At 70.8% G+C, this 25,232-nt stretch carries 22 protein-coding genes; 10 read left to right on the top strand and 12 right to left on the bottom strand.

All coding sequences use genetic code 11. The features are described 5' to 3' along the window. The first annotated feature begins 199 nt into the window (after nucleotides 1-199). On the top strand, nucleotides 200-847 hold the full coding sequence (locus AQI94_RS11890; protein ID WP_199790195.1) for a hypothetical protein: 648 nt from the start codon (nucleotides 200-202) through the stop codon (nucleotides 845-847). Nucleotides 848-910: 63 nt separating this feature from the next. On the opposite strand, the gene AQI94_RS11895 is transcribed toward AQI94_RS11890, so the two are convergent. The 4 genes from AQI94_RS11895 to AQI94_RS11910 are packed head-to-tail and all read right to left on the bottom strand — an operon-like array spanning nucleotide 911 to nucleotide 5,457. Continuing rightward, nucleotides 911-2,269, bottom strand: coding sequence for a GH1 family beta-glucosidase (locus AQI94_RS11895; protein ID WP_031058004.1), 1,359 nt, complete (start codon nucleotides 2,267-2,269; stop codon nucleotides 911-913). Between the two features lie 20 nt (nucleotides 2,270-2,289). Continuing rightward, nucleotides 2,290-3,129, bottom strand: a complete 840-nt coding sequence (locus AQI94_RS11900) for a carbohydrate ABC transporter permease (protein ID WP_031058006.1) — start codon at nucleotides 3,127-3,129, stop codon at nucleotides 2,290-2,292. Nucleotides 3,130-3,142: 13 nt separating this feature from the next. Beyond that, entirely contained in the window at nucleotides 3,143-4,135 is a 993-nt protein-coding gene (locus tag AQI94_RS11905) for a carbohydrate ABC transporter permease (RefSeq protein WP_031058008.1), read from the bottom strand. Between the two features lie 5 nt (nucleotides 4,136-4,140). After that, complete coding sequence (locus AQI94_RS11910; RefSeq protein WP_031058009.1) at nucleotides 4,141-5,457, bottom strand: ABC transporter substrate-binding protein; 1,317 nt, start codon at nucleotides 5,455-5,457, stop codon at nucleotides 4,141-4,143. Nucleotides 5,458-5,618: 161 nt separating this feature from the next. Between AQI94_RS11910 and AQI94_RS11915 the strand changes: the two genes are divergently transcribed. Next, nucleotides 5,619-6,878, top strand: coding sequence for an ROK family transcriptional regulator (locus tag AQI94_RS11915; protein WP_062229722.1), 1,260 nt, complete (start codon nucleotides 5,619-5,621; stop codon nucleotides 6,876-6,878). Between the two features lie 37 nt (nucleotides 6,879-6,915). Here AQI94_RS11915 and AQI94_RS11920 read toward each other — a convergent pair whose 3' ends face one another. Together AQI94_RS11920 and AQI94_RS11925 are read right to left on the bottom strand one after the other, a co-directional pair. After that, nucleotides 6,916-7,209: a putative quinol monooxygenase gene (locus AQI94_RS11920; protein ID WP_031059497.1), complete on the bottom strand. Its 294-nt coding sequence runs from the start codon at nucleotides 7,207-7,209 to the stop codon at nucleotides 6,916-6,918. 15 nt (nucleotides 7,210-7,224) lie between these two features. Next, nucleotides 7,225-9,786: a glycoside hydrolase family 32 protein gene (locus AQI94_RS11925; protein ID WP_031059496.1), complete on the bottom strand. Its 2,562-nt coding sequence runs from the start codon at nucleotides 9,784-9,786 to the stop codon at nucleotides 7,225-7,227. A 360-nt stretch (nucleotides 9,787-10,146) separates the two neighbouring features. Here AQI94_RS11925 and AQI94_RS11930 point away from each other — a divergent pair, with 360 nt between their 5' ends. The 4 genes from AQI94_RS11930 (at nucleotide 10,147) to AQI94_RS11945 (ending at nucleotide 14,249) form a co-directional block, all read left to right on the top strand. Continuing rightward, nucleotides 10,147-11,163 carry a sugar ABC transporter substrate-binding protein gene (locus AQI94_RS11930; protein ID WP_031059493.1) on the top strand — a complete coding sequence of 339 codons (1,017 nt, stop codon included), beginning with the start codon at nucleotides 10,147-10,149 and terminating at the stop codon, nucleotides 11,161-11,163. A gap of 131 nt (nucleotides 11,164-11,294) precedes the next feature. Then, nucleotides 11,295-12,308, top strand: a complete 1,014-nt coding sequence (locus tag AQI94_RS11935; RefSeq protein WP_007383866.1) for an ABC transporter permease — start codon at nucleotides 11,295-11,297, stop codon at nucleotides 12,306-12,308. Further along, a complete protein-coding gene (locus AQI94_RS11940; RefSeq protein WP_020120685.1) occupies nucleotides 12,305-13,141 on the top strand; it encodes an ATP-binding cassette domain-containing protein in 837 nt (278 codons plus the stop codon). The genes AQI94_RS11935 and AQI94_RS11940 overlap by 4 nt, the downstream gene beginning before the upstream one ends. A gap of 76 nt (nucleotides 13,142-13,217) precedes the next feature. After that, nucleotides 13,218-14,249, top strand: a complete 1,032-nt coding sequence (locus tag AQI94_RS11945) for a LacI family DNA-binding transcriptional regulator (RefSeq protein ID WP_031059489.1) — start codon at nucleotides 13,218-13,220, stop codon at nucleotides 14,247-14,249. Nucleotides 14,250-14,253: 4 nt separating this feature from the next. Here the strand turns inward: AQI94_RS11945 and AQI94_RS11950 are convergent, their stop codons facing one another. Next, nucleotides 14,254-15,297, bottom strand: a complete 1,044-nt coding sequence (locus AQI94_RS11950) for a CU044_5270 family protein (protein WP_031059487.1) — start codon at nucleotides 15,295-15,297, stop codon at nucleotides 14,254-14,256. Next, the gene (locus AQI94_RS11955) at nucleotides 15,294-15,941 is read right to left on the bottom strand and encodes an RNA polymerase sigma factor (protein WP_037945319.1); all 648 of its coding nucleotides are present in this window, start codon (nucleotides 15,939-15,941) and stop codon (nucleotides 15,294-15,296) included. Before AQI94_RS11955 ends, AQI94_RS11950 begins: the two co-directional genes overlap by 4 nt. A 149-nt stretch (nucleotides 15,942-16,090) precedes the next feature. Between AQI94_RS11955 and AQI94_RS11960 the strand changes: the two genes are divergently transcribed. The 4 genes from AQI94_RS11960 (at nucleotide 16,091) to AQI94_RS11975 (ending at nucleotide 21,176) form a co-directional block, all read left to right on the top strand. Beyond that, entirely contained in the window at nucleotides 16,091-17,431 is a 1,341-nt protein-coding gene (locus tag AQI94_RS11960; RefSeq protein WP_031059483.1) for an MFS transporter, read from the top strand. Continuing rightward, entirely contained in the window at nucleotides 17,428-18,801 is a 1,374-nt protein-coding gene (locus tag AQI94_RS11965; protein WP_031059481.1) for an alpha/beta hydrolase family protein, read from the top strand. Before AQI94_RS11960 ends, AQI94_RS11965 begins: the two co-directional genes overlap by 4 nt. A 52-nt stretch (nucleotides 18,802-18,853) precedes the next feature. Then, nucleotides 18,854-19,702 carry a PaaX family transcriptional regulator gene (locus AQI94_RS11970; protein ID WP_031059479.1) on the top strand — a complete coding sequence of 283 codons (849 nt, stop codon included), beginning with the start codon at nucleotides 18,854-18,856 and terminating at the stop codon, nucleotides 19,700-19,702. A gap of 118 nt (nucleotides 19,703-19,820) precedes the next feature. Beyond that, nucleotides 19,821-21,176: a histidine-type phosphatase gene (locus AQI94_RS11975; protein ID WP_031059478.1), complete on the top strand. Its 1,356-nt coding sequence runs from the start codon at nucleotides 19,821-19,823 to the stop codon at nucleotides 21,174-21,176. A gap of 3 nt (nucleotides 21,177-21,179) precedes the next feature. Here the strand turns inward: AQI94_RS11975 and AQI94_RS11980 are convergent, their stop codons facing one another. The 4 genes from AQI94_RS11980 to AQI94_RS11995 form a co-directional block, all read right to left on the bottom strand. Next, on the bottom strand, nucleotides 21,180-22,604 hold the full coding sequence (locus AQI94_RS11980; RefSeq protein ID WP_031059476.1) for a sensor histidine kinase: 1,425 nt from the start codon (nucleotides 22,602-22,604) through the stop codon (nucleotides 21,180-21,182). Then, on the bottom strand, nucleotides 22,605-23,330 hold the full coding sequence (locus tag AQI94_RS11985) for a response regulator transcription factor (protein WP_199814405.1): 726 nt from the start codon (nucleotides 23,328-23,330) through the stop codon (nucleotides 22,605-22,607). It lies immediately after the preceding gene. A 73-nt stretch (nucleotides 23,331-23,403) separates the two neighbouring features. Next, entirely contained in the window at nucleotides 23,404-24,021 is a 618-nt protein-coding gene (locus AQI94_RS11990; RefSeq protein ID WP_031059472.1) for an FMN reductase, read from the bottom strand. After that, nucleotides 24,018-25,109, bottom strand: coding sequence for an LLM class flavin-dependent oxidoreductase (locus AQI94_RS11995; protein WP_062229712.1), 1,092 nt, complete (start codon nucleotides 25,107-25,109; stop codon nucleotides 24,018-24,020). Before AQI94_RS11995 ends, AQI94_RS11990 begins: the two co-directional genes overlap by 4 nt. Nucleotides 25,110-25,232 lie beyond the last annotated feature (123 nt).

A 25,232-nucleotide genomic window follows, 5' to 3' on the forward strand; every position in this document is an offset into this window, starting at 1 on the left:
GCGATCTGCGAAACTGAATGCAGATACACACAGCTCACGGAGACGATGGCACGGAGCCGGTTGTTCAGGGGCTGCGAAGATCCTGCGGACAGGTGTTTCAGCGCACGTTTCGGCGGGCGGCCGTGGGGGAGGTCACTGACACGATGATCGGGTTGCGCGGCGGGGGTCACGCATCCTAGAAAAGCAGTCGGGTGGAGATATGCATCGCGGTGGCGGACTGGGCGAGGGGACCGACGACCTGGGTCCTCGACGTGCCCGGCGGGGAAGGCACCGGCGCGAGGCGGAGGAAGCGGCCGAGACACGTCAGGGACGCAGTGCCTCGGGCACCCCGGATGAGTCGGAACGCGACGAGCGACGTATCGAACGTCGGATCGATCCGTTGAGGGCGGGAAGCAGGAATGGTGGTCGGGTGGGGGTGACGTACAAGTACTTCGGCGCGCCCGACGGCGCGACCGCGGCCCGTGTCCCGATCTCGATGCGCCCCGAGGAACTCGGCGGCGACGAGCTCGGCATGAACGGCATGTTCACCAAGATCAAGCCGGAGACCATGGCGGCCATGGTCCTCACCGGCATCGAGGGCGTCCCCCTCCACAAGGTCCCCCCGCTCGAACTGGTCGTCCTGCACCCCGACTACGCGGTGGTCAAGCTCCCCATGACGGTCGTGGACCCCCTGCGCGGCATAGGCGAGGAAGCGGTCGGCGCGGCGGCGTTCATCTGGTCGACGGTCCCCGACCGGGGCGGCCCCCGGGACGCGTTCAACGTGTACCAACTGCTGCACGAGTGGCAGGACTTCAGCCACCGTCTTCATGAGGCGGGGCATCAGCCGTACTGCCTGGTGTGGCCCTGACCTGACGGTTTCACGAGGCGGGCGGGGGCAGCTGCCCCCGCCCGCCTCGTTCCGTTCCCTCGCTCAGGCCGCCTTGCGGCCCCTTTCCCGGTGCGCCCGGATGACGTCCGCGTACCGGTGTCCCGTGCCCTTGATCGTCCGTCGCTGGGTCTCGTAGTCGACGTGGACGAGGCCGAAGCGCTTGTCGTAGCCGTAGGCCCATTCGAAGTTGTCCAGCAGGGACCAGGCGAAGTAGCCGGCCAGCGGGGCGCCCTTGCGGGCGGCGGACGCGCAGGCGGCCAGGTGGTCGAGCAGGTACTGCTGGCGTTCGGGGTCGTCGACCGTCCCGTCGGGGCGTACGACGTCGGGGTAGGCGGAGCCGTTCTCGGTGACGTAGAGCTTGCGGGCGCCGTACTCGTCGGTGAGGCGGAGCAGCAGGGTCTCGATGCCGTTCGCGTCGATCTCCCAGTCCATGCCGGTGCGCGGGACGCCGGGGCGGGGGATCTGGCGGGCCCGGGGCGCCGGACCGGTGGGGTCGTCGGCCACGGTGAGCGGCATGTAGTAGTTGAGTCCGAGCCAGTCCAGGGGGGCGGCGATCGTCGCCAGGTCGCCGGCCCGTTCGGGGAGTTCGACCCCGTAGACCTCGCGCATGTCCGCCGGGAAACCGCGGCCGTGGACCGGGTCGAGCCACCAGCGGTTGGTGTGGCCGTCCATGCGGCGGGCGGCGGCGAGGTCCTCCGGGCTGTCGGTGGCCGCGTGGACCGTGGAGAGGTTGGTGACGAGGCCGACCTGGGCGGACGGGGACGCGGCGCGGATCGCCTGGGCGGCGAGGCCGTGGCCGAGGAGCAGGTGGTAGGAGGCCCGGACGGCGGCCGTGAGGTCCCTCAGGCCGGGGGCCATCGTGCCTTCCAGGTGGCCGATCCAGGCCGAGCACAGGGGTTCGTTGAGCGTGGTCCAGTGCCGCACCCTGTCCCCCAGGCGCCCGGCCACGACCTCGGCGTACGCCGCGAAGTGCTCGGCGGTCTCGCGCGCGGGCCAGCCGCCGCGGTCCTGGAGCACCTGGGGCAGGTCCCAGTGGTAGAGGGTCACGGACGGGGTGATGCCGGCGGCCAGCAGGGCGTCGATCAACTCGTCGTAGAAGTCGAGGCCCTTGGGGTTGACCGGGCCGTCGCCCCCGGGCATCACGCGCGGCCAGGCGACGGACAGCCGGTAGGCGTTGGTGCCGAGCCGGCGCATGAGGCCGATGTCCTCGCGCCAGCGATGGTAGTGGTCGCAGGCGACGTCGCCGGTGTCGCCGCCCGCGACCTTGCCGGGGGTGTGCGAGAAGGTGTCCCAGATCGACGGCGAGCGGCCGTCCTCCGCCACGGCTCCCTCGATCTGGTAGGCCGCCGTGGCCGTGCCCCACAGGAAGTCGTGCGGGAGTGCGGCGAGGTCGATGCTCACGGAAGTCCTTTCAAGGTCGGTCACTTGACGGCGCCCGCCGTCAGCCCGGCGACGAGATAGCGCTGGAGCAGCAGGAACCCGGCGACCACGGGCACGCTGACGACCAGCGAGGCGGCCATGATCTGGTTCCAGTACACGTTGTTGAGCGTGGAGTAGCCCTGGAGTCCGACGGCGAGGGTGCGGGTGGTGTCGTTGGTCATGACGGAGGCGAAGAGCACCTCGCCCCAGGCGGTCATGAAGGCGTAGACCGCGACCGCGACGATCCCGGGGATCGCGGCGGGCACGACGACCCGGAAGAGCGCGCCGAGCGGCCCGCAGCCGTCGACCAGCGCGGCCTCGTCCAGGTCGCGCGGCACCGAGTCGAAGTACCCGATCAGCATCCAGATGGAGAAGGGCAGGGAGAAGGTCAGATACGTCAGGATCAGCCCGCCGCGCGAGCCGAACAGGGCGATGCCGGTGGCGTTGCCGATGTTGACGTAGATCAGGAAGAGGGGCAGCAGGAAGAGGATGCCCGGGAACATCTGTGTGGAGAGCACGGTCACCGTGAAGACCCGCTTGCCGCGGAACTCGTAGCGGCTGACGGCGTACGCGGCGAACACCGCGATCACCACCGAGCAGACGGTCGCCGCGCCCGCCACGACCAGCGAGTTCACGAAGTAGCGTGCCAGCGGGATCGTGGACCAGATGTCGATGTACGGACGGATCGTCACCTCGCTCGGCAGCCAGTGGAACTCGCCCGTGACGTCCGCGAGCGGCTTCAGCGAGCTGGAGACCATGACGTACACCGGCAGCAGGACGAAGCCGGTGAGCAGGGTGAGGAAGATCCGCCGGGACCAGAAGAACGAACGCGGCGGTGCCATGGGCGAGTTGGTGCTAGCCATGGGCCGGCTTCCTTCCCCGGGAGGTCAGCAGGAGGTAGACGCCCGTCACCACGAGCAGGAACAGCAGCAGGAGTACGGACATGGCGGAGCCGGTGCCGAAGTTCCAGGTGACGAAGGACGCCTGGTAGATGTGGACCGAGATGAGGTCCGCGGCCTCCGGGGCCGACTTGCCGAACAGGACGAACGGCGTGTTGAAGTCGTTGAAGGTCCAGAGGAAGAGGACCAGGAGCAGCACCTGGTTGACGGGGCGCAGGGACGGCAGCGTGATGCGGCGGATCTGCTGCCACATCCCGGCGCCGTCCAGGGCCGCCGCCTCGTACAGCTCGCCCGGGATGTTCTGCAGGCCGGCCATCACGATGAGGAAGGCGAACGGCCAGCCCTTCCACACAGACACCGTGAGCAGCGCGTAGAAGCTGTTGTCGCCGATCAGCCAGAAGGACGGCTTGTCGGTGAGGTGGAGCTGGTCGTGCAGGACGTGGTTCACCAGGCCGTTGTCGTGCTGGAACATGAACACCCAGGTGATGACGGCCGCGTAGACCGGCAGGGCGTACGGGATGAGGAACAGCGCGCGCAGCAGGCCCCGGCCGCGGAAGGTGTCCTGGAGATAGACCGCCGCCGCCGTGCCGATCAGCCAGCACAGGCCGACCGACAGCAGCGTGAAGGCCACGGTGACGAGGAACGAGTGCAGCAGCGCCTCGCCGACCGGGGCGTCGAAGTCCACCGACACCTTGTAGTTGTCGAGGCCGGACCAGGGCGCGGTGCCCCAGTCGCGGATGTAGAACTGCGTGAGCTCCTTGAAGCTCATCACGATGCCGATGACCATCGGCACCAGGTGGACCAGGAGTTCGAGGAGCAGGGCCGGCAGCAGGAGCAGGTACGGCAGGCCGATGCGGCGGATCCTTCCGGGGCGGCGGCGGGGATGCGGATGCGCCGCCCCGGAAGGGGTCTCGCCCACGGCCGCCTCGGCGGGCGCGGTGGTGGTCATCGTGCTCACTTCGTCGGCATCTGCTGCTGGGCCTTCTCCAGCGCCGCCTTGACCGACTCGGTGGTGACCGCGCGTCCGGCGGCCGCGTCGGCGAACAGGTCCTTGACGGCGGTTCCTACGGCCGTCTCGAACTGCGACTCGTCGGCGACCTGCGGCAGGGCGGCGGCGCTGGTGGCGAGGGTGTCCTTGAGGACCTTGTTGGCGCCCGAGCTGAACGTGCTGTCCGACTGCACGGTCTTCACCGGCGGGATGGAGCTGTAGGCGGTGTTGAGGATCTTCTGCTCGGCGTCGCCGGTCATGAACTTCACGAACTTCTTGGCGCCGTCGATGTTGTCGGTGTTCTTGAAGACGGCCAGGTTGATGCCCATGACGGCCGAGTTGACCTGGGTGCCGGCGCCCGGGGTGCCGGACTGCACGGGCACGGGTGCGATGCCGTACTTGTCCTCGCTCATGCCCTGGGACGTGAGGTTGGCGGAGGCGGACTGCCACAGCAGCATGGCCTGGTTGCCCTTGGCGAAGTCGCTGACGGACTGGTTCTGGGCGTACTCGGCGTCGCCGGTCGGGATGACCTTGTCCTTGGCCATGAGGTCGACGTACTGCTTGACGGCGGCCACCACGTTGTCGTTCGCGAAGTCGGGCTTGCCGTCGGCGGTGAAGAAGTCGCCGCCGTGCTGCTTGGCGAAGACGAAGACGTGGTGGATGTTCTCCGAGAGGTTCGCGCCCTCCGCGCCGAGCGCGGACTTGCCCTTGGCCTGGATCTTCTTGCCGTCGGCGACCAGTTCGTCCCAGGTGGCCGGGGGCTTGGTGATGCCGGCGTCGGCGAAGATCTCCTTGTTGTAGTAGAGGGCGTAGGACATCGAGTAGAGCGGGACCGCGGCCGGGTCCTGGCCCTGGGCGCCGGTGGAGCCGAGCGCGGAGTCGACGAAGCGGTCCCTGCCGCCGATCGCGGCGAAGTTCTTGGCGTTCCAGGGCAGCAGCGCGCCGGTGGCCTGGAGGGAGGCGCTCCAGGTGTTGCCGATGTTGAGGACGTCGGGGCCCTGGCCCGAGGTGGTCGCGGTGAGGATGCGGTTGAGCAGGTCGGACCAGGGGACGACCTCGACCTTGACCTTGATGCCGGTCTGCTTCTCGAACTTGTCGAGCTCGGGCTGGAGGACCTTCTTGTCGACCTCGATGCTGGCGCCCTGGTTGGAGGCCCAGTAGGTCAGGGTCTTCGGCGAGTCGTTGGACCCGCCGCTCGTCGACGAGCCGCCGCCACAGGCGGTCACGAGAGTCATGAGGGAAACGGTGACCGCTCCGGCGGCCGCGGCTCGGGTTCTGCGCATGGCTCTGGCGTCCCTTCCAGGGAGAGACCCCTGGGCGCGTTCATTTCCCGAACACCGCCCCGGAGTTAATTTATGGCGTGATTTAAGACGCGAAGGAAAGTCGCGTCAAGAGTCGGCGCGGCGGTATCTTGCAGGTCGAGGCGGCGTCGGAAGGGATCCACATGGCGGGGCGGAGCGGGCGGACGGTGCGTGACCTGCGACGGGGCAATCGGACCGCCGTACTGCAACGGTTGTATTTCGACGGGCCGATGAGCCGCTTCGAGCTGGCCCCGGCCACCGGTCTGAGCGGCGGCTCCATCAGCAACGTGGTCGCGGAACTGGTCGAGGACGGCCTGGTCGAGGAGGCCGGCACCGTCGAGTCCGACGGCGGCCGCCCCCGCACCCTGCTGCGCGTCGCCCCCTCCGGCGGCCACATGATCGGCGTCGACGTCGGCGAGACCCGCGTCCGCGTCGAGCTCTTCGACCTCGCCCTCACCGAACTCGCCCGCACCGAACGGCCCCTGGAGCATCACGGCTACGACGTCGAGGTCGTCGTCGGTCACATCCGCGACGGCATCGCCGAGGTCCTCGCCGACACCGACATCACCCCCGAACAGCTGCTGGGCGTCGGCATCGGGGTCCCCGGCATCGTGGCCCCCACTCCCGAGCAGGGCGCGGTGGTACACGGCCAGACGATGGGCTGGGACGCCGTCCCGCTGGAGTCCCTGCTGCGTTCGACCTCTGAACTCCCGGATTCCGTCCCGTACTTCATCGACAACGGCGCCCGCACCCTCGGCCAGGCCGAGCTGTGGTTCGGCGCCGGCCGGGGCTCCCGCAACGCGGTCGTCGTCCTCTTCGGGTCGGGCATCGGCGCCTGTCTCGTCACCGAGGGAGTGGAGTACGGCCGCGCCCTGGAGTGGGGACATGTGACCGTGCGGGTCAGGGGACGCCGCTGCCGCTGCGGTGCGCTCGGCTGTCTGGAGGCGTACGCGGGCGCGGGCGCGCTCGTCGACCGCTGGCGCGAGGCGGGCGGCCATCCGCCCGAGGGCACCGACGAGGAGACCGCGCTGGCCGCGCTGCTCGCCGCCGCCCACCCGGCCGGGAGCGCCGAGGCCGACCCGGTGGCCCTCGCCGTCCTGGAGGAGACCGCCGAGTACGTGGGGGCCGGACTGTCCGACCTGGTCAACCTCTTCCAGCCGGAACGCATCCTCATCGGCGGCTGGGCCGGCCTGCAGCTCGGGCCCCGCTTCCTGCCCGCCGTACGCCGGTACGCCGACGCGTACTCCCTGCGCCACCCCGCCGCACGCGTCCGCATCGACCTCGGCGAACTCGGTCCGGACGCGGTCACCGTCGGCGCGGCGAGCCTGCCCCTCGCCGACTTCTTCGCCGGGGGCGGGCGGCGCGGCGCGCGCCGGCGGGTCCGCGCGGAGGCGAACGGCTGACCCGCGCCGGGAGCGCGAGCGGCGCGCGCGGCCCCGGTCAGGCCACCGGGTCGAGGAACGTCAGTACGGAGGCGTCCTCCTCGATCAGCGGTGTGAGAGCGGCGTTGAAGGGGCCGCCGTACGGGGCCTTCAGGTGTGCCTGGAAGGCGTCCTCGTCCCGGTAGACCTCGAAGATCCAGAAGGCGCGCGGGTGGGACGCCTTGGTGTAGACGTCGAAGGCGAGGTTGCCCTCCTCCGCACGCACCTTGCCGGCGTACTCCACGATCATGCGCGCGACCTCGTCCTGCGCTCCCTCACGGGCGGTGAACTCGGCGAGCAGGGTCTTCTTCACGGTTTCGTGTCCTTGTCAGTCGCGGTAGGAGCCGAGGTGCCAGACCCGGGCCCGGTCCAGTTTCACCGAGCCGTTCTCGGCGAAGACCCGCACTCCCTGGCTGTCGGGGTGGGGGAAGATCTGGTCGGTGATCACGGCCTCGCCGCTGCCGCCGAAGACCTCGACGGAGGACCAGTCGACGAGGATCCGCAGCCTGACCTTGCCGTTCTCCGCCTTGAGCGGGGCCCGCTGGATGCCGGGGAAGGCGCTGCTGAAGTCCGTGGCGCCGGAGCGGGTGCGGTCGACGTACAGCTCCTGGGTCGTGGTGTCGTAGCCGATGACGGTCTCCTCTCCCCCGGCGCCGGTGCGCACCCGCAGGCCGAAGCGGTCGGCGTCCCGCAGGGAGAAGGTGGCCTCGATGTCGAGCGCACTGCCCTGCGCCTTCGGGCCGATCAGCGGCTGTGAGGTGTTGGTGACGGTGAGCCCGGACGCCGTCGCGGCGGGTCCCTGGCGCAGGGAGGTCAGGCCGGTCACCGGCTCGCTGGTCAGCCGGAGCCGGCCGTCCACGGTACGCAGCGCCATCCGGCGCGGGACGCTCTGCGCGCCGCGCCAGGGAGAGGTCGGGACCGAGCCGCCGTACTCCCAGTCGTTCATCCAGCCGATCATGTACCGCTCGTCGCCCGGGACGTTCTCCCAGGACACGGCCGCGTAGTAGTCCTTGCCGTAGTCGGCCCAGTCGGCGCGCTGCACGACGGACTTGGCGGGAGCGGCCGCCAGGGTGAACCGGTCGGCCAGGACGTGGCCCCAGCCGCCGGTGTTGTGGTCGACGATCTGGATCCGCGCCTGCCTGCCCGCGTAGGGGCGCAGGTCGAAGGAGGCCCAGTCCAGGCTCTCGCTGTCGGAACCGGTGGCGCTGCGGACGACCTCGCCGTCGACGAGCAGGTTGACGGACGTCTCCCGGGAGACGGGCCGGGCCCGGGTGTCGGACAGCACGACGTGGTCGACATTGAGGTGACCCCAGCCGCCGGTGTTGTCGTCGACGATCCGGATCCGCGCCTTCTTCCCGGCGAGGTCGCGCACGTCCCAGGAGGCCCAGTCCAGGGCCTCGGTGTCGCTTCCGGTGGCGCTGCGCACGACCTGGCCGTCGACGAGGAGTTCCATCGCGGTCGGGTGGTCCGAGCTCGCCGCGTGGTTGCCGCCGCCGATGAGGAAGTCGACGTAGTCCTTGTCGAGGGTGAACTCGGGCGAGGTGAGGGTGCCGGTCGTGGAGTCGCCGTCGCGATAGCTGTTGACCAGGCCGTCGCCCAGCCAGCCGGTGACCTCCTGCTGGTCGGGGAGGGTTCCGGTGGCCGGTGCGGTGCCGAACGCGTCGCCGGTCGTCGTCCAGCCGCCGTAGGTGCCGCCCTCGAAGTCGGCGAGGACGGTCCCCTCGGGCGGGGCTCCGCGTTCCGGTACGGTCCCGTCCTGGTGCGGGTGCTTGCCGCCGCCCACCTTGAAGTTCAGGTAGGGGCTGTCGACCGTGAAGGCCCCGGAGGTCAGGGTTCCGGTGGCGGGGTCCCCGCCGTGGAAGCTGTTGGCGAGGCCCTTGCCGTCGTATCCGGTGACCGCTCCCTGTCCGTCCAGCGCGCCGGTGGCCGGTGCCCCGCCGAACGCCGTCCCCGTGGTCGTCCAGGTGTCGAACCCGGTGCCCTCGAAGTCCTGGACCACCGTGCCGGCGGGCGGGGTGTAGGCGCCCTTGTCGTCGGCGGTGAACTTCTCGCCGTCGAAGTCGCCCACGAAGTACTGGGCGCCCGAACCGCCGGTGATGCCACCGGGGTTGATGTTGACGACCAGGACCCACTTGATCTTCTTCGGGTCGCCGTCCACCGCGAGCGGGAACAGGTCCGGGCATTCCCACACCCCGCCGGTCGCGCCCGCGGGGCCGAACTCGCTGAGCAGGTCCCAGTCCTTGAGGTTTCTGGACGAGTAGAACCGCACCTTGTGCTCGGCGGACAGCGACACCGTCATCAGCCAGCTCCGGGTGGGCGCGTACCACTGCACCTTGGGGTCGCGGAAGTCCTTGGAGCCGATGTCGATGACCGGATTGCCCTGGTACCTGGTCCAGGTACGGCCGCGGTCGGTGCTGTACGCGAGCGACTGGGCCTGGGTGCCCGTGCGCTTGTCGAGGCTGGTGTAGACCGCCACCATCGGCGGGTTCTCCGGCGTGCCGAACCCGGTGGTGTTGTCCTTGTCGACGACCGCGCTGCCGGAGAACACCATCTCCCGGTCGTCGTGCGACAGGGCGAGCGGCAGCTCCTTCCAGTGCACGAGGTCCGTGCTGACCGCGTGCCCCCAGGACATGTCTCCCCAGGAGTTGCCGTTCGGGTTGTACTGGTAGAAGAGGTGGTATTCGCCCTGGTAGTACACGAGGCCGTTGGGGTCGTTCATCCAGTTCTGCTGCGGGGTGTAGTGGAACCGGGGGCGGTAGGTCTCGGTGTACGGCGGGGCGTCGGCGGCGCCGGCCCGCGGGGCGAGCGGGCCGGCGGACAGGGCGCAGACGGTCGCCGCCGCCGCGATCGCCCGGATGCGGGCATGCCGGGACACACGTGCAGAAGTCATGGGTCTCCCTGTGCTGCTGACGCCCTGGGGCCGACGCTGTCCTCCGCGGCGCCGGTCAAGAGTGTCATCGTTGACCCATGTCATCGTTGACACCAAGGCCCGATCATGAGCGCATTCCGCCCGAGCCGTCAACGGTGCTGCCGCGATTGCTTCCACGGGATCGGCGCGCGCCGGAAAACGGGCACGGACCGGGCGGCCGCCGTGGGCGTTGCGGACTTGTAACCGGTGCGGGGCATTGACGTTGCCGGGAGACGGGGTCATCATCCTCGGCAGTGTCAACGATGACATAAGTCAACGATGACACCCAGGGACGGCATGCTCCGATGCCGCCGCTCGCCCGCAATCCCGCTGGAGTCGTTCATGTCTCGCACCCCTCGACTGCCTTCCTCCCTGCTCAGAGTCGCCGCGTGCACCTCGGTCGCGGCCCTCGCCCTGACGGCCTGCGGTTCCGGCTCCGGATCGGGCTCCACGAGTTCCGGATCGGGCACGGTGAAGGTCGGGCTGATCACCAAGACCGACACCAACCCGTTCTTCGTGAAGATGAAGGAGGGCGCGGAGAAGGCCGCCAAGGAGAACGGCGCCCAGCTCATGACCGCGGCGGGCAAGTTCGACGGGGACAACGCCGGTCAGGTCACCGCCATCGAGAACATGGTCGCCGCCGGGGTGAAGGGCATCCTGATCACCCCGAGCGACTCCAAGGCGATCGTGCCCGCGATAGCGAAGGCCAAGGCCAAGGGCGTGCTGGTGATCGCCCTGGACACGCCGACCGAGCCGGAGAGCGCGGTCGACGCCCTGTTCGCCACCGACAACCTCAAGGCCGGTGAGCTGATCGGCGAGTACGCCAAGGCCGCGATGAAGGGCAAGACGGCGAAGATCGCCGCCCTGGACCTCGCGCCCGGCGTCTCCGTCGGCGTCCAGCGGCACAACGGGTTCCTCAAGGGCTTCGGCGCCACCGAGAAGGACGTGGCCTGCGCCCAGGACACCGGCGGCGACCAGGCCAAGGGCCAGACGGCGATGGAGAACTGCCTCCAGAAGGAGCCGGGCATCAACCTCGTCTACACCATCAACGAGCCGGCCGCCCTCGGCGCGTACACCGCGCTGAAGGCCAAGGGCCGCGAGAAGGACGTCCTGATCGTCTCCGTCGACGGCGGCTGCACCGGCACCCAGGCCGTCAAGGACGGGAAGATCGCGGCCACTTCGCAGCAGTACCCGCTCAAGATGGCCGCCCAGGGCGTCAAGGCCGTCGTGACCTACGCCAAGGACGGCAAGAAGGCGTCCGGCTACACCGACACCGGCGTCACCCTGATCACCGACAAGGCCCAGACGGGCGTCTCGTCCAAGGACACCGCCTTCGGCCTGGAGAACTGCTGGGGCTGAGTCCGGCCCCCGGGACCGTACGACATCGCCTCTCCCCCGAGCGGGGCGGCCGGCCCCGCTCCTCCCCGCCCCGGGGACGGCCGCCTCCCTGTCCTCCCACCAGGACTTCTGTCTTCCGACAAGGACTTCGCATGACCGCCACGTCCACGCCTCCGAGCACCTCCTCGCCGTACGCCGAACTCAAAGCGCCGACCACGGCCCGCAGGCTGCTCACGGCGCCGACCACCGGCCCGCTGGTCGCCCTGCTGCTGGCCTGTGTCTTCTTCGCCGTCTCCTCCGACCAGTTCCTCACCGGCGGGAACTTCTCGCTGATCGTGCAGCAGGTCATGGTCGTCGGCACCCTCGCCATCGGCCAGACGCTGATCATCCTCACCGCGGGCATCGACCTGTCGTGCGGCGCGGTGATGGCGTTCGGCAGCATCGTGATCGCCAAGATGGCCGCCGAGGGCTCACTGCCGCCGCTGGTCGCCATCGCGCTGGGACTGGTCGTCTGCGGCGGATTCGGGCTGCTGAACGGGCTGTTGGTGCAGAAGATCCCGCTGCCGCCGTTCATCGTCACCCTCGGCATGCTCAACGTGGCGTTCGCGCTGACCCACATCTACTCCGAGGAGCAGACGGTCACCAACCTGCCCGGCCCGCTGACGGCCCTCGGGCAGACCTTCCCGATGGGGCACACCGACATCACCTACGGCTCCCTCGTCACCATCGGCCTGTTCCTGCTCCTCGCCTACGCGCTGAGCAGCACCGGCTGGGGCCGGCACGTCTACGCCCTGGGCAACAGCCAGGAGGCCGCGCGGCTGAACGGCATCCGCACCTCCCGCCTGACCATCGGCGTCTACACCGTCGCCGGTCTCCTCTACGGCGTCGCCGCCCTGCTCCTCATCTCCCGCACCGGAGTCGGCGACCCGCAGGCCGGGCAGACCGACAACCTCGACAGCATCACCGCCGTCGTCCTCGGCGGCACCAGCCTGTTCGGCGGCCGCGGCTCGGTGCTCGGCACCTTCATCGGCGTCCTCATCGTCGGCGTCTTCCGCAACGGGCTCCAGCTGATGGGCGTCGCCTCCATCTACCAGACCCTGATCACCGGTGTGCTGGTGATCCTCGCGGTGACCGTCGACCAGATCTCCCGGAAGAAGGCCCGATGACCGCCCTCGACTCCCCCACCCCGATCCTCCAGGCCCGCGGTCTCGTCAAGCGCTACGGCCAGGTCACCGCCATCGACGGCGCCGACTTCGACCTGCTGCCCGGCGAGGTGCTCGCCGTCATCGGCGACAACGGTGCCGGAAAGACCAGCCTGATCAAGGCCCTCACCGGCGCGGTGACGCCCGACGCGGGCGAGATCCGCCTCAACGGGGAGCCCATCCAGTTCTCCGGGCCGCAGAGCGCCCGCGCCCACGGCATCGAGACGGTCTATCAGGACCTCGCCGTGGCCGCCTCGATGGACATCGCCTCGAACGTGTTCCTCGGGCGGGAGCTGCGGCGCCCCGGTGTCCTCGGGAGCGTGTTCCGGATGCTCGACAAGAAGCGCATGCGCCAGGAGGCCGCCGAGCACATGGCCGACCTGAAGATCGGGCTGCGCTCGCTGACCCAGTCGGTCGAGACCCTCTCCGGGGGGCAGCGGCAGGCCGTGGCGGTCGCCCGTTCCGTCGCCTGGGCCCGCAGTGTCGTCGTCATGGACGAACCCACCGCCGCGCTCGGCGTCAAGGAGTCCGGACAGGTCCTCGACCTCATCCGGCGGGTCCGGGACAAGGGCATGCCGGTCGTCCTGATCAGCCACAACATGCCGCACGTCTTCGAGATCGCGGACCGGATCCACGTGCACCGGCTGGGCCGGCGGGCCGCTCTGATCAAGCCCTCCGACTACTCCATGGCGGAGGTCGTCGCCATCATGACCGGCGCCCTCACCGTCGACGAGGCCGGAGGTACTGTCGTAGCGGATTCCGAGGCCGCGAAGGCCGCGGGCGTCCAGGCCACCTGACCACAGCACTCGACACTCGACGGCATCCGGCCGAGGCCGCGGCCGGAACCGACGAGCACAGGAGACGGTTTTCTCCATGGCAGCGAACCGCCGCCCGACCCTGGCCGACGTCGCCCGCGAAGTGGGCGTCAGCGCCAAGACGGTCTCCCGCGTTCTCAACGAGGACGGACCCGCGTCGGCCGAGACCAGGGAACAGGTGCTGGCCGCCGTGGCCAAGCTCGGCTTCCAGCCGAACCTGATGGCCCGCAACATCCGCGTCGGCGGCCCCGACACCACGATCGGCCTGGTCATCCCCGACCTCGCCAACCCGTTCTTCGGGGCGGTGGCCCGCAGCATCGAGGACACGGTCCGCGACCGCGGCCTGACCCTGCTCATGGGCTCGTCGGCGGACGAACCGGACCGTGAACGGGCCCTGACGGACAAGTTCCTGGCCCGCCGCGTCAGCATCCTGCTGGTCGTGCCGTCCGTCGGCGCCGACCACTCCCATCTCAAGACCCACCGGTCCACGGGCCTGCCCGTCGTCTTCCTCGACCGTCCCGGAGTGGGCCTGGCCGCCGACAGCGTGGTCAGCTCCAACCGCACCGGCTCCCACGACGGAGTCGCCCACCTGATCGCCCACGGGCACCGGCGCATCGGCTTCGTCGGCGACCTGCCGGTCAAGCTCTACACCCGCCGGGAGCGCCTGACCGGGTACCGCGAGGCCCTGGAGGAGGCCGGTCTGCCCTACGACCGCTCCCTGGTCACCAACGCCCATGACCAGCAGGGCGCTTCGGCCGCGACCTCCCGGCTCCTCGCCCTGGCCGACCCGCCCACCGCCCTGTTCGCCGGCAACAACATCGTCGCCCTGGGGATAGTGGCCGAACTCGCGCGCAGCAGGCGCAAGGACGTCGCCGTCGTCTCCTTCGACGACGTCCCGCTCGCCGAGGCGCTCGAACCGGCCCTGACCGTCGTCGCCCAGGACCCCGAGGAGATCGGCAGGACAGCGGCGACGACGGCCCTGTCCCGACTCGACGGCGACCGCACCCGGGCCCGGACCATCACCGTGCCGACGCGTCTGATCGTGCGGGGCTCGGGCGAGCGGCCCGCTCCGTCGTTGCAGCGGGCCTGACGCGTCAGCCCGCCCGCCCCGGCACCTCCTTCATCTCGTTCACGACCGCCCGCTGAGTGATCGCGACGGTGAAGATCACGGTGCCCTTCTTGAAGGTCTCGTTCGGCTCGACCTGCACGGTGCGCTCACCGAGGAACGCGTACGTCTTCTTGTCGAAGATCCACTCCGTGCGCTGCCCGCTCTGCTCGTCCAGCCGTGCGACGGCGACCCCGTGGCGGCCGACGGCGTCGACCGCGTCGTCCACCGCGACCACCCCGGGGATCCCGGCGGCGGCCTTGTAGAGCGCGACGGTGAGGTCCGCGGGCGGGTAGCTCTCGACCAGGAGATCGCCGATGGCGACGAAGGCGGCCTGGTCGCGGGGGACTTCGGGGTCCCGGACGGCGTCCGACTCCTTGTAGATCTTCCGCAGCAGGGCCTCGGGGTCGGTCGGCAGTCGGGTCAGCCGGTCGTAGGCCGAGCTGACCGGGTTCGGTCCGGCCAGGGTGATGCCGCCCTCGTCCGTGTTGCCGGGCTCGACGAGCCAGCCGTCCTTGCCGTCGGGGGACTCCCAGACCTGGCGGGAGTGCAGTTTCTGGCTCACCAGCGTGGTCTTGTCGTCGACGGTCCTCTCGTAGGTGCTGGCCACCTTCGAGGCGATGTAGAGGAACTGGTCGTCGCGCACGGTGGGTTCGGAGGTGTCGGCGGCGGCCAGGGAGATGTCGTCGAGCAGGCGGTCGGCGCCCCGGGCGTCCGCGGCGCCGATCCGGGTCGTCAGGGCGGGCCCGGTGGCCAGGGAGGTGTTCGCGTCGCCGCCGTTCAGGGCGAGGCCGCCCACGACCGCGCCGGCCAGGGCGCAGGCCAGCGCGGGCAGCAGGACCGCCCGGCGCAGGAACGGGTTGCGGCGTACGGGGGTGACAGCCGTGTTGCGGAGGTCTTCGCGGATCCGGACCATCATCTGCTCCTTGTGGAACTGGTGGCGGCCCGCCGGCAGATCCCGCTCCACGGAGGGCAGCAGACCCTGGGTCTCCGTCCACTCGGCCGGGTGCGGCTGGGAGGGGCTGGCGTTCATCGGTTTCCTTCCTGTGCGGACCGGATCGCATAGTCGCGATCACCCTTTGTCTGCCGGTTCGTCCGGGTGAGTTCCCGTTTTTCTCGCGCCAGTTGGGCCAGTTCGGCCTCGGCCAGCTTCCGCAGCCTGCCGCGCGCCCGGGACAGCCGGGAGCGGACGGTCCCGACCGGGATGCCGAGGGCGCGGGCGGCCTCGGCGTACTCCAGGCCCTCCCACAGACACAGCACCAGGACCTCGCGTTCGGGGCGTCTGAGCGAGCCGAGCGCGGTCAGGGTGGCGGCGATCCGGCGCCGGTCGTCCAGCCGCCCGGCGATCTCCTCCGCGTGGTCGGCGACCTCCGGGACGCCGGCCCCGGCCGCCGCGCTCGCCGCCGCCCGGTAACGCCGGTTGCCGCGTCCGTGGGAGCGGGAGACGTTCGTGGCGATGCCGAGCAGCCAGGGCCGCAGCGAACCCCCGTCGGGCTCGATCGACTCCCGGCGCCGCCAGGCCTCCATGAAGGTCGCCGACATGACGTCCTCGGCCACGGACCAGTCGGCGGTCAGCCGGAAGGCGTGGTTGTACACCGAGCGGGCGCACGCGTCGTAGAGCTCCGCGAAGGCGTCCGGATCCCCGGCCCGTATCCGGGTTCGCATATCTGTGGTCACGCACTCAACTGCCCGGGGGGATCCACGAGTTCCCGTGACGCACGTCACACTCGCCCATCACACACCTGTCAATGTTGTGCACTTTATTGACGGCAGTCACCAGACAGCCTAATTTCACGGTGTCCTTCCCCCGCTCAAGGGAGCCCGCGATGCCCCCGTCCCCCACCGCATCAGAACGCACCCGCCAACTGCGCCGAGTGGCCCTCTCCGGCCTGCTCGGCACCGCCGTCGAGTTCTACGACTTCCTCGTCTACGGCACCGTCGCCGCGCTCGTCTTCGGCGAACTGTTCTTCCCCGGCGCCGATCCCGCCGTCGGCACGATCGCCGCGTTCGGCACCTTCGCCGCCGGATACGTGGCCCGCCCCATCGGCGGCATCCTCTTCGGGCACTTCGGCGACCGCCTCGGCCGCAAGAACATGCTGCTGCTCACCATGGGCCTGATGGGCGGCGCCAGCTTCCTCATCGGCCTGCTGCCCACCTACGACACCGTCGGCGTCTGGGCCCCGGTCCTGCTGATCACCCTGCGGGTGGTCCAGGGCATCGCCATCGGCGGTGAGTGGGGCGGCGCGACCCTGATGGTCGTCGAGCACGCGGGCGAGAAGCGCCGCGGTCTGTGGTCGAGCTTCACGCAGATGGGAGCCCCGCTCGGCTCCCTGATCTCCGCCGCCGTGGTCGCGATGGTCTCCACCCTCCCCAAGGACCAGTTCGCGGCCTGGGGCTGGCGGGTGCCGTTCCTGCTGAGCGTGCTGCTGCTCGGCGTCGGCCTGTTCGTCCGCCTCAAGGTGGTCGAGAGCCCGCTGTTCGCCGAGGTGAAGAAGGACCGCGCCAAGTCGAGGCTCCCCATCCTCGACGTCCTGCGCCGCCCGAAGCCCGTGCTGCTGGCCTGCTGCGTGGGCATCGGCGCCTTCACCGCCCAGTCCCTGCTGACCAGTTACCTGATCGCGTACGCCACCGGCATCGGCTATCCCCGCCCGCAGGTGCTCACCGCGCTCACCGTGTCCGCCGCCGTCGCCCTGGTCGTGCTGCCCTGCGCGTCCGCGCTCTCCGACCGGGTCGGCCGCCGCCCGGTCGTCCTCACCGGCGCGATCCTGTCCGCCGCCACCGCCTTCCCCGTCCTCGCGCTGGTCGACTCGAAGTCGTCGGGCGCCCTGATCCTGGCCGTCGTCATCGGCCACGGCATCTCCCAGTCGCTGATGTACGGCCCGCTGGGCGCCCTGTTCAGCGAGATGTTCGGCACCAGGGTCCGCTACACCGGCGCCTCCCTCGGCTACCAGGGCGCCACCCTGGTCGGCGCCGGCTTCTCCCCGATGATCGCCGGGAGCCTGGTCGCGAGCAGCGGCAACGGCACCCCCGTCGCCCTCCTGCTGTGCGGCGGCTCGCTGATCACCGCGCTGACCGTGTGGTTCGTCCGCGAGACCAGCCGTACCTCGCTGGCCGACCCCGCCTCCGAACTCCCCACCACCCCCCACACCGAGGAGATCACCGCATGAGGCACCGCACCCGCATCGCCTGCACGGCCGCGCTCCTGCTCACCCTCACCAGCGCGCCCGCCGCCACGGCGTCGACGGCCACGGGCCCCACCCACGTGGACGGCCGGCTCCCCTCCGGCGCCACCTACATGATGGACGTCCCGGCCGTCTGGAACGGCACCGTCCTCCTCTTCAGCCACGGCTACACCTCCGGCCCGGCCAACCCCGCCCAGGACGCACCGGACGAGGCCACCAAGTCCCTTCTCCTCCAGGGCGGTTACGCCCTCGCCGGCTCCTCCTACGCCACCACCGGCTGGGCGGTCACCGACGCGGTCCCCGACCAGCTGGCCACCCTGAAGGCCTTCACCACCCGCTTCGGCCCGGCCTCCCGCACCCTCGCCTGGGGACGGTCGTACGGCGGACTCGTCACCACCGCCATCGCCGAGCGCCATCCGGACGAGATCGACGGCTCGCTCTCCCTGTGCGGTCTGGTCCAGGGCGGCGTCGCCAACTGGAACAACACCCTCGACCCGGCGTTCGCCCTCAAGACGCTCCTGGGCTCCGACGTCCCGCTGGTGAACCTCCCGTCCCAGGAGGCCGCCACGGACGCGGCGAACACCCTCACCGCCAAGGTCGACTCCGCCCAGTCGACGGCCGGGGGCCGGGCCCGGATCGCCCTCGCCGCCGCCCTGCACAACATCCCGGTGTGGAACGCGCCCACCCAGACCCGCCCCGCGGCGAGCGACTGGGACGCCCAGCAGGCCAACCAGTACGACGCCGTCAAGGGCCTGCTGAAGATCGCCGCCTTCAACCGGCGCCAGGAGGCCGAGACCCGTGCGGGCGGCAACATGTCCTGGAACACCGGCGTCGACTACGCGCGGCTGCTCGGCGAGTCCTCCGTCCGCAAGGAGGTCACCGCGCTGTACAAGAAGGCGGGCCTGTCCCTGACCGCCGACCTCGCCGCCCTCGACCGGGCCCCGCGCATCACCGCGGACCGGAACGCCGTGGCCTGGATGAGTCGCACCAGCAGCTTCACCGGCGAACTCGCCAAACCCCAGCTCTCGGTCCACACCATCGGCGACCCCCTGGTCCCCGTCCAGACGGAGAGCGCCCTGCGCCGCGCGGTCACCGCGGCCGGTTCCGGCCCCCTGCTCCGCCAGGCGTACGTCGACAACGCCGGCCACTGCACCTTCAGCCCCGCCGAGCAACTGGCCGCCCTCCACGCCCTGGAGGACCGCGTGACCACCGGCCACTGGCAGGGCACCGACCCGACGTCCCTCAACTCCCGCGCCACCGCGGCCGACCCGAGCACCCCCACCCGTTACGTCCGGTACCGCCCCACCCCCTACCTCCGCCCCTACGACCTTGCGCACCCCGCCGACCGCCGGTGACCTCGTACGACCGCCTGCCGCACGGTCGGCGGGCGGCCGTACCCTTGCCCCCGTGGAGGACGACGACATCCTGGACACCGCGGACGGGCCGCAGCCGCGCCCGCAGTCGCTCATGCTCACCTTCTTCGGCAACCACGTCCTGGAGGAGGGGGACCTGGGCGTCTACTCGGGCAGCATCATCGACGTCCTGGGCCGCGTCGGCGTGGGCGAACAGGCCGTGCGCTCCACTCTCACCCGCATGGTCAACCGGGGCCTGCTCCAGCGTCAGCGCGAGGGCCGCAAGATGTTCTTCGGCCTGACCCCGCAGGCCACCCGCGTCCTGATCGACGGCCGCACCCGCATCTGGAAGCAGGGCGCCGTCAACGACGACTGGGACGGCTCCTGGACCATGCTCGGCTTCTCCCTGCCCGACTCCTGGAAACGCCAGCGGCACGACCTGCGCTCCCGGCTGACCTGGTCCGGGTTCGGCGCCCTGTACAGCGGCCTGTGGATCGCGCCCGGCCACGTGGACGTCTCCGACGTGGTCACCGACCTCGGCCTCACCGCCCACGTCAAGATCTTCCACGCCCGGGCCGCCGAGGTGACCGACATCGAGCAGATGATCCGCGACACCTGGGACCTGGAGTCCATCGCCGCCCGCTACGCCGCCTTCGACCAGCGCTGGAGCGCCCACCTGGGCAACGGCACCGACGACGACCCGATCGGCACCCGCCTCCGCCTGGTCAGCGACTGGCTGCGCACCATCCGCACGGACCCGAGACTCCCGGCCCGCCATCTGCCCCCGGCCTGGCCGGCCCGCACCGCGCAGGAGACCTTCCACCGGGTCGCGGAACAGACCCACCCGGCGCTGAAGGCGGCCCGCACGGTCCTGGAGACGACCCCCCTGCGCCAGGATCCCTAGAGCGCGTCCGCACCGCGGCACCACCGCCCCCGGTTCTTGACCCTGGCCGGGCCTGCCCGAGGCCGGGCCGCCGTCCGGCGGTCACCCGCGGTTCACGTCCCCCGCAAAAGATGCGCCCATGAGACGTGTCACCCCCGCCCTGGCCACCGCAGGGCTCGCCGCCCTCCTCGCGACCGCCGCGGTCCCCGCGCAGGCCGTCCCGGAGCAGCGCAGCGACCGCACCGGCTACGGCACGAAGGCTCCCTACGAGCCCGAGCAGAACCCCCGTACCTACCAGAAGGCCCCCGCCGGATTCGTCCCCGTCCTCACGGAGAACGTCTCCCGGCACGGCTCCCGCGCCGCCACCGACAGCGAGGACGGCGACCTGGTCCTCGCCCTGGTCGCCAAGGCCGAGGCGGCGGACGCCCTGACCGCGAAGGGCCGCGCGTTCGGCCCGAAGGTGCGGGCGCTCCAGGCGGCCATGAGCGGTGTCGGCTACGGCGACCTCAGCGGCCGCGGCAAGGAGGAACTCCGGGACACGGCCGGCCGCCTCGCGCAGCGGCTCCCGGGCCTCTTCGCCACGATCGCGAGGAAGAACGAGAAGATCGACGTGGTCAGCTCGGGCCAGGGCCGGGCCGTGGACAGCGCGAACGTCTACGCCGGGACCCTCGCCGAGAAGGACCCGGAGCTGAAGCCGCTCATCGGAGCCACCCGCACGGACGTCGACCTGCTCTACTTCCACAAGGCCGCCGGCGGCAAGGCGTACCGCGACTACATAGCCAACGACCAGCGCCTCGCGAGCACCCTGAAGTCGATCACCGACCAGCCGAGGACACACAGCGCGGCCCACAGCGTCCTGAGGAAGCTCTTCCGGCCGGCCTTCCTCGCCACCCTCTCCACCGACGACCAGGTGGCCGCGGCCCAGGCCGTCTACAACCTGTACGCCATCGCCCCGGCCATGTCCCAGGAGAGCCCGGGCGGCAGGGGCTGGGGCCTGGAGAGGTTCATCTCCCGGCGGGACGCGGACTGGTTCGGCTACCTCAGCGACGCCGAGGACTTCTACGAGAAGGGCCCCGGCTTCGCGGACAGCGACATCACCTACCGGATGGCGGAGGTCCTGCTCGACGACTTCTTCGAGAAGGCCGAGGCCAAGCGCGCCGGCACCAGCGACCTGGGCGCCGAACTCCGCTTCACGCACGCCGAGGAGATCATCCCGCTGGCCGCGCTGATGGGCCTGCCGGGCAGCACGCGGGGTGTGACGGCGTCGAAGCCGTACACGTACGCCGACAACGCCTGGCGGGGCTCCGAGGAGGCCCCCCTCGGCGCGAACATCCAGTGGGACGTGTACCGCAAGGGCGGCACCTACCTGGTCCGCATGCTCTACAACGAGAAGGAGACGGCCTTCAGGGCGGGCTGTGTGCCGGTCTCGAAGGGCAGCAAGTTCTACGACCTGAACGAGCTGGAGCGCTGCTTCGGCCGGACGGCGAACCGGTGACGCTCACCCGCCGGAGGCGTCCCCGCCCACGGTGAACCCGATCACCGTGCCGCCCCCGTCCCGGGGGAACGCGAACGGCGCGCCCCCGTGCGACAGGGCCACCTCACGCACGATCGACAGCCCCAGCCCCGACCCGGGCAGTGACCGGGCGTCCGCCGCCCGGTAGAACCGGTCGAACACCCGCACAAGATCGGCGTCGGCGATCCCCGGCCCCCGGTCCAACACCTCCACCCGCACCGGGCCCGCCAAGGTGAACCCGGACACCGAGATCTCGACCGGAGCGGTACCGTCCCGGTCGAACTTCACCGCGTTCTCGACCAGGTTCGACAGGGCCCGCTGCAGACTGCCCGGCCGCCCGTCGGTCACCGTCGACCCACTGGCGTGCACCAGGACCTCCCGCCCGTTGCGCCGCCGGGCCAGTCCCGCGACCTCCTCCGCGAGATCGGCGAGATCCACCCGTTGCGGCGGCTCGTTGTCCGACTGTCCCGCCGCGAGGTCGACCAGCTCGTTGACCAGGTCGGTCAACTCCCGTGCCTCCTGCGTGAGATCGGCGACCAGCTCCTCGCGGGTGGCGGGCGGCAGCTCGTCGATCCGGCGCAGCAGCGAGATGTTGGTCCGCAGCGAGGTGAGCGGTGTCCGCAGCTCGTGCCCCGCGTCCTGGACCAGCCGCCGCTGGTCCTCCTCGGACTGCGCGAGCCGGCCCAGCATCCGGTCGAAGGCCCGTCCCAGCCGCCCCACCTCGTCGTAGCCGGTGACCGGCACCTCGATCCCCAGCCGCCGGGTCCGCGCCACGTCCTCCGCGGCGGACGTGAGGATGACCAGCCGCCTGGTGATCCGCCGGGCCAGCCACCACCCGAACAGTCCGGCGCCCACCACGACCGCCACCATGAGCAGGAACGTGCGCTGCTGCAGCGCCCGCAGCAGGTCCTCGGTGTCACTGAACTCCTGGGCGACCTGCACGGCGCCCCGCCCGCCGCCCAGCGAGACGGTGGCGATCCGGTACACGTCGCTGCCGACCGAGACCTCCCGGTGCAGGACCATCCGCCCGGCCGCACCGGCGGCCGCGACCCGGCGGTCGCCGGAGGTCACCGGCAGCCCGGGCCGCCCGGGATCGGCGACCGCCCCGGTGGGTCCCAGCACCTGCACGTCCGTACGGGCGGGCCGCACCAGGTCGTGCCCGGGCGCCGAGGACGAGAAGTCCTCCGGCGTCATCCGCTGCTGACTGACCTCGTCCCGCAGATCCTGCACGACCTGGTCGAAGACGGTCTCCTGGTCCACCCGCACCAGCCGGGCGGCCGCGCTGTAGGACAGCACCCCGACCAGTACGGTCACCGCGGCCGTCACCGCGGCGAAGGACACCGCGAACGTGGTCCGCAGGGACAGCAGCCGGGGCCGCGGCCGGGCCCACAGCCGAGCCAGCCGCCCCACTCAGTCCTCCCGGAGCACGTAACCCACGCCACGCACCGTGTGGATCAGCTGCGGCGCGCCGGGGTCGTCGAGCTTGCGGCGCAGGTAGCCGACGTAGACGGCGAGGTTCTTGGAGCCGGGCCCGAAGTCGTAGCCCCAGATGCGGTCGTAGATGGTCGAGTGGTCGAGCACGATGCCCGCGTTGCGCACGAGCAGTTCCAGCAGTTCGAACTCGGTGCGGGTCAGCTCCAGCTCGCGTGTCCCCCGCCAGGCCCGCCGCGCCTGGATGTCCATGCGCAGCCCGGCCGCCTCGATCCGCCCCTCGGGCAGCTCGGGCACGACGGCCTTGGGAGCGGCGCCGACCGGGGCCATCCCGTCGGGGCTGGTGCGCCGCAGCAGGGCCCTGAGCCGGGCGAAGACCTCCTCGACGTCGAAGGGCTTGACCACGTAGTCGTCGGCGCCCGCGTCCAGCCCGGCGATCCGGTCCTGGGTCTCCACGAGCGCCGTCAGCATCAGGATCGGCGTCCGGTCGCCCTCGGCGCGCAGCACCCGGCAGACCTGGAGTCCGTCGATCCCGGGCATCATCACGTCGAGGACGAGCACGTCCGGCGGCGTCCTGTGGGCCTGCGCCAGCGCCTCGACCCCGTCGGCGACCGCGGTGACCTGGTAGCCCTCCAGGGTCAGGGCGCGCTCCAGGGCGTGACGGATGGCGCGGTCGTCTTCGGCGAGCAGCACATTTTGGGGCACACCCTCAGTGTGCCGTGCCCACCGAGGCGTACGTGTGATGAGCTGCTCACCGACCGCCCTTCTTACTGCCCTCTCACCCCGTGGGACGCAACGCGGCGAGCTGCTCCTCGAACGGCACCACGGCCGAGAACGCGTCGGCCCGGGCCGCACGCGGCGCCCGACCGGCCGGCACCCCGCCCGACAGTCCTGCCATCAGCGCGGCCAGTTCCCCGGCCGCCCGCTCGATGCGCCCGTCCAGCCCCTCGGCGCCCCAGTCCTCCGAGGCGGCGTACACCCCGGTGGGCAGTACGACGGCCTTCAGATAGGCGAAGAGCGGCCGCAGCGCGTGTTCGAGGACCAGCGAGTGCCGGGCCGAGCCACCGGTCGCCGCGATCAGCACCGGCTTGCCCTCCAGCGCCTCCGGGTCGAGCACGTCGAAGAAGGACTTGAAGAGTCCGCTGTACGACGCCGAGAACACCGGCGTGACGACGATCAGCCCGTCGGCCGCGGCCACCGCCTCCTGCGCGGCCGCCAGGGCCTGCCCCGGGAAGCCGTTGGTGAAGTTCTGCGCGATCTCCACGGCGAGTTCCCGCAGCTCCACGACCTGCGTGTCCACCGCGGCGGTACGCCCCACGGCGGCGGCCAGCCGGTCTCCCAGCAGGCGGGTGGACGAGGGGACGCTCAGCCCCGCGGACACGACGACGAGCTTCATGCGACGACCTCCTTGTTCTGCTGAGCGGCCAGCAGGGACGCGTGGGTGGGTGCCTCCGGGACGTCCGCCGGCCGGCCCGCCGCGAACTCCTTGCGCAGCACCGGGACGACCTCCTCGCCGAGCAGGTCGAGCTGCTCCAGGACGGTCTTCAGGGGCAGTCCGGCGTGGTCGAGCAGGAACAGCTGGCGCTGGTAGTCCCCGGCGTACTCGCGGAACTTCAGCGTCTTCTCGATGACCTGCTCCGGGGAGCCGACGGTCAGCGGGGTCTGCTCGGTGAACTCCTCCAGGGAGGGTCCGTGCCCGTACACCGGCGCGACGTCGAAGTAGGGCCGGAACTCCTTGACCGCGTCCTGCGAGTTGCGGCGCATGAACACCTGGCCGCCGAGGCCGACGATCGCCTGCTCGGGGGTGCCGTGCCCATAGTGGGCGTAGCGGGCCCGGTACAGCTCGACCATCCGCTTGGTGTGGTCGGCCGGCCAGAAGATGTTGTTGTGGAAGAACCCGTCGCCGTAGTAGGCGGCCTGCTCGGCGATCTCCGGGGAGCGGATGGAGCCGTGCCAGACGAACGGCGCGACCCCGTCCAGCGGGCGCGGTGTGGAGGTGAAGCCCTGGAGGGGCGTACGGAACTTGCCCTCCCAGTTCACGACGTCCTCGCGCCACAGCCGGCGCAGCAGGGCGTAGTTCTCGATGGCGAGGTTGATGCCCTCGCGGATGTCCTTGCCGAACCAGGGGTAGACCGGGCCGGTGTTGCCGCGGCCCATCATGAGGTCCACCCGGCCGTCGGCCAGGTGCTGGAGCATCGCGAAGTCCTCGGCGATCTTCACCGGGTCGTTCGTGGTGATCAGCGTGGTCGAGGTCGAGAGGATGAGCTTCTCGGTCCGCGCCGCGATGTACCCGAGCATGGTGGTCGGCGACGACGGCACGAACGGCGGGTTGTGGTGCTCGCCGGTCGCGAAGACGTCGAGCCCGACCTCCTCGGCCTTCAGCGCGATGGCGACCATGGCCTTGATCCGCTCGCGCTCGCTCGGCGTACGGCCGGTCGTCGGGTCCGGCGTGACATCACCGACGCTGAAGATCCCGAACTGCATGGTCGCTCACCCTCCAGGTAGTTGACGGTTCAACTATAACCGCGTGCCTGGAGAACGACGACGCAGGGTCCCCTATTCCCCCGCTCCAGAGGAACCCCGAGAACACGGGCCCGCACCGATCAC

The sequence above is a fragment of the Streptomyces pseudovenezuelae genome, assembly GCF_001513955.1.
Lineage (GTDB): Bacteria > Actinomycetota > Actinomycetes > Streptomycetales > Streptomycetaceae > Streptomyces > Streptomyces pseudovenezuelae.

Bases quoted from the DNA above. Each gene is read 5' to 3' on its own strand.
- AQI94_RS11890 (WP_199790195.1), top strand. From the start codon at position 200: ATGCATCGCGGTGGCGGACTGGGCGAGGGGACCGACGACCTGGGTCCT.
- AQI94_RS11900 (WP_031058006.1), bottom strand. From the start codon at position 3,129: ATGGCACCGCCGCGTTCGTTCTTCTGGTCCCGGCGGATCTTCCTCACC.
- AQI94_RS11905 (WP_031058008.1), bottom strand. From the start codon at position 4,135: ATGACCACCACCGCGCCCGCCGAGGCGGCCGTGGGCGAGACCCCTTCC.
- AQI94_RS11910 (WP_031058009.1), bottom strand. From the start codon at position 5,457: ATGCGCAGAACCCGAGCCGCGGCCGCCGGAGCGGTCACCGTTTCCCTC.
- AQI94_RS11915 (WP_062229722.1), top strand. From the start codon at position 5,619: ATGGCGGGGCGGAGCGGGCGGACGGTGCGTGACCTGCGACGGGGCAAT.
- AQI94_RS11925 (WP_031059496.1), bottom strand. From the start codon at position 9,786: ATGACTTCTGCACGTGTGTCCCGGCATGCCCGCATCCGGGCGATCGCG.
- AQI94_RS11930 (WP_031059493.1), top strand. From the start codon at position 10,147: ATGTCTCGCACCCCTCGACTGCCTTCCTCCCTGCTCAGAGTCGCCGCG.
- AQI94_RS11935 (WP_007383866.1), top strand. From the start codon at position 11,295: ATGACCGCCACGTCCACGCCTCCGAGCACCTCCTCGCCGTACGCCGAA.
- AQI94_RS11940 (WP_020120685.1), top strand. From the start codon at position 12,305: ATGACCGCCCTCGACTCCCCCACCCCGATCCTCCAGGCCCGCGGTCTC.
- AQI94_RS11945 (WP_031059489.1), top strand. From the start codon at position 13,218: ATGGCAGCGAACCGCCGCCCGACCCTGGCCGACGTCGCCCGCGAAGTG.
- AQI94_RS11950 (WP_031059487.1), bottom strand. From the start codon at position 15,297: ATGAACGCCAGCCCCTCCCAGCCGCACCCGGCCGAGTGGACGGAGACC.
- AQI94_RS11960 (WP_031059483.1), top strand. From the start codon at position 16,091: ATGCCCCCGTCCCCCACCGCATCAGAACGCACCCGCCAACTGCGCCGA.
- AQI94_RS11965 (WP_031059481.1), top strand. From the start codon at position 17,428: ATGAGGCACCGCACCCGCATCGCCTGCACGGCCGCGCTCCTGCTCACC.
- AQI94_RS11975 (WP_031059478.1), top strand. From the start codon at position 19,821: ATGAGACGTGTCACCCCCGCCCTGGCCACCGCAGGGCTCGCCGCCCTC.
- AQI94_RS11990 (WP_031059472.1), bottom strand. From the start codon at position 24,021: ATGAAGCTCGTCGTCGTGTCCGCGGGGCTGAGCGTCCCCTCGTCCACC.
- AQI94_RS11995 (WP_062229712.1), bottom strand. From the start codon at position 25,109: ATGCAGTTCGGGATCTTCAGCGTCGGTGATGTCACGCCGGACCCGACG.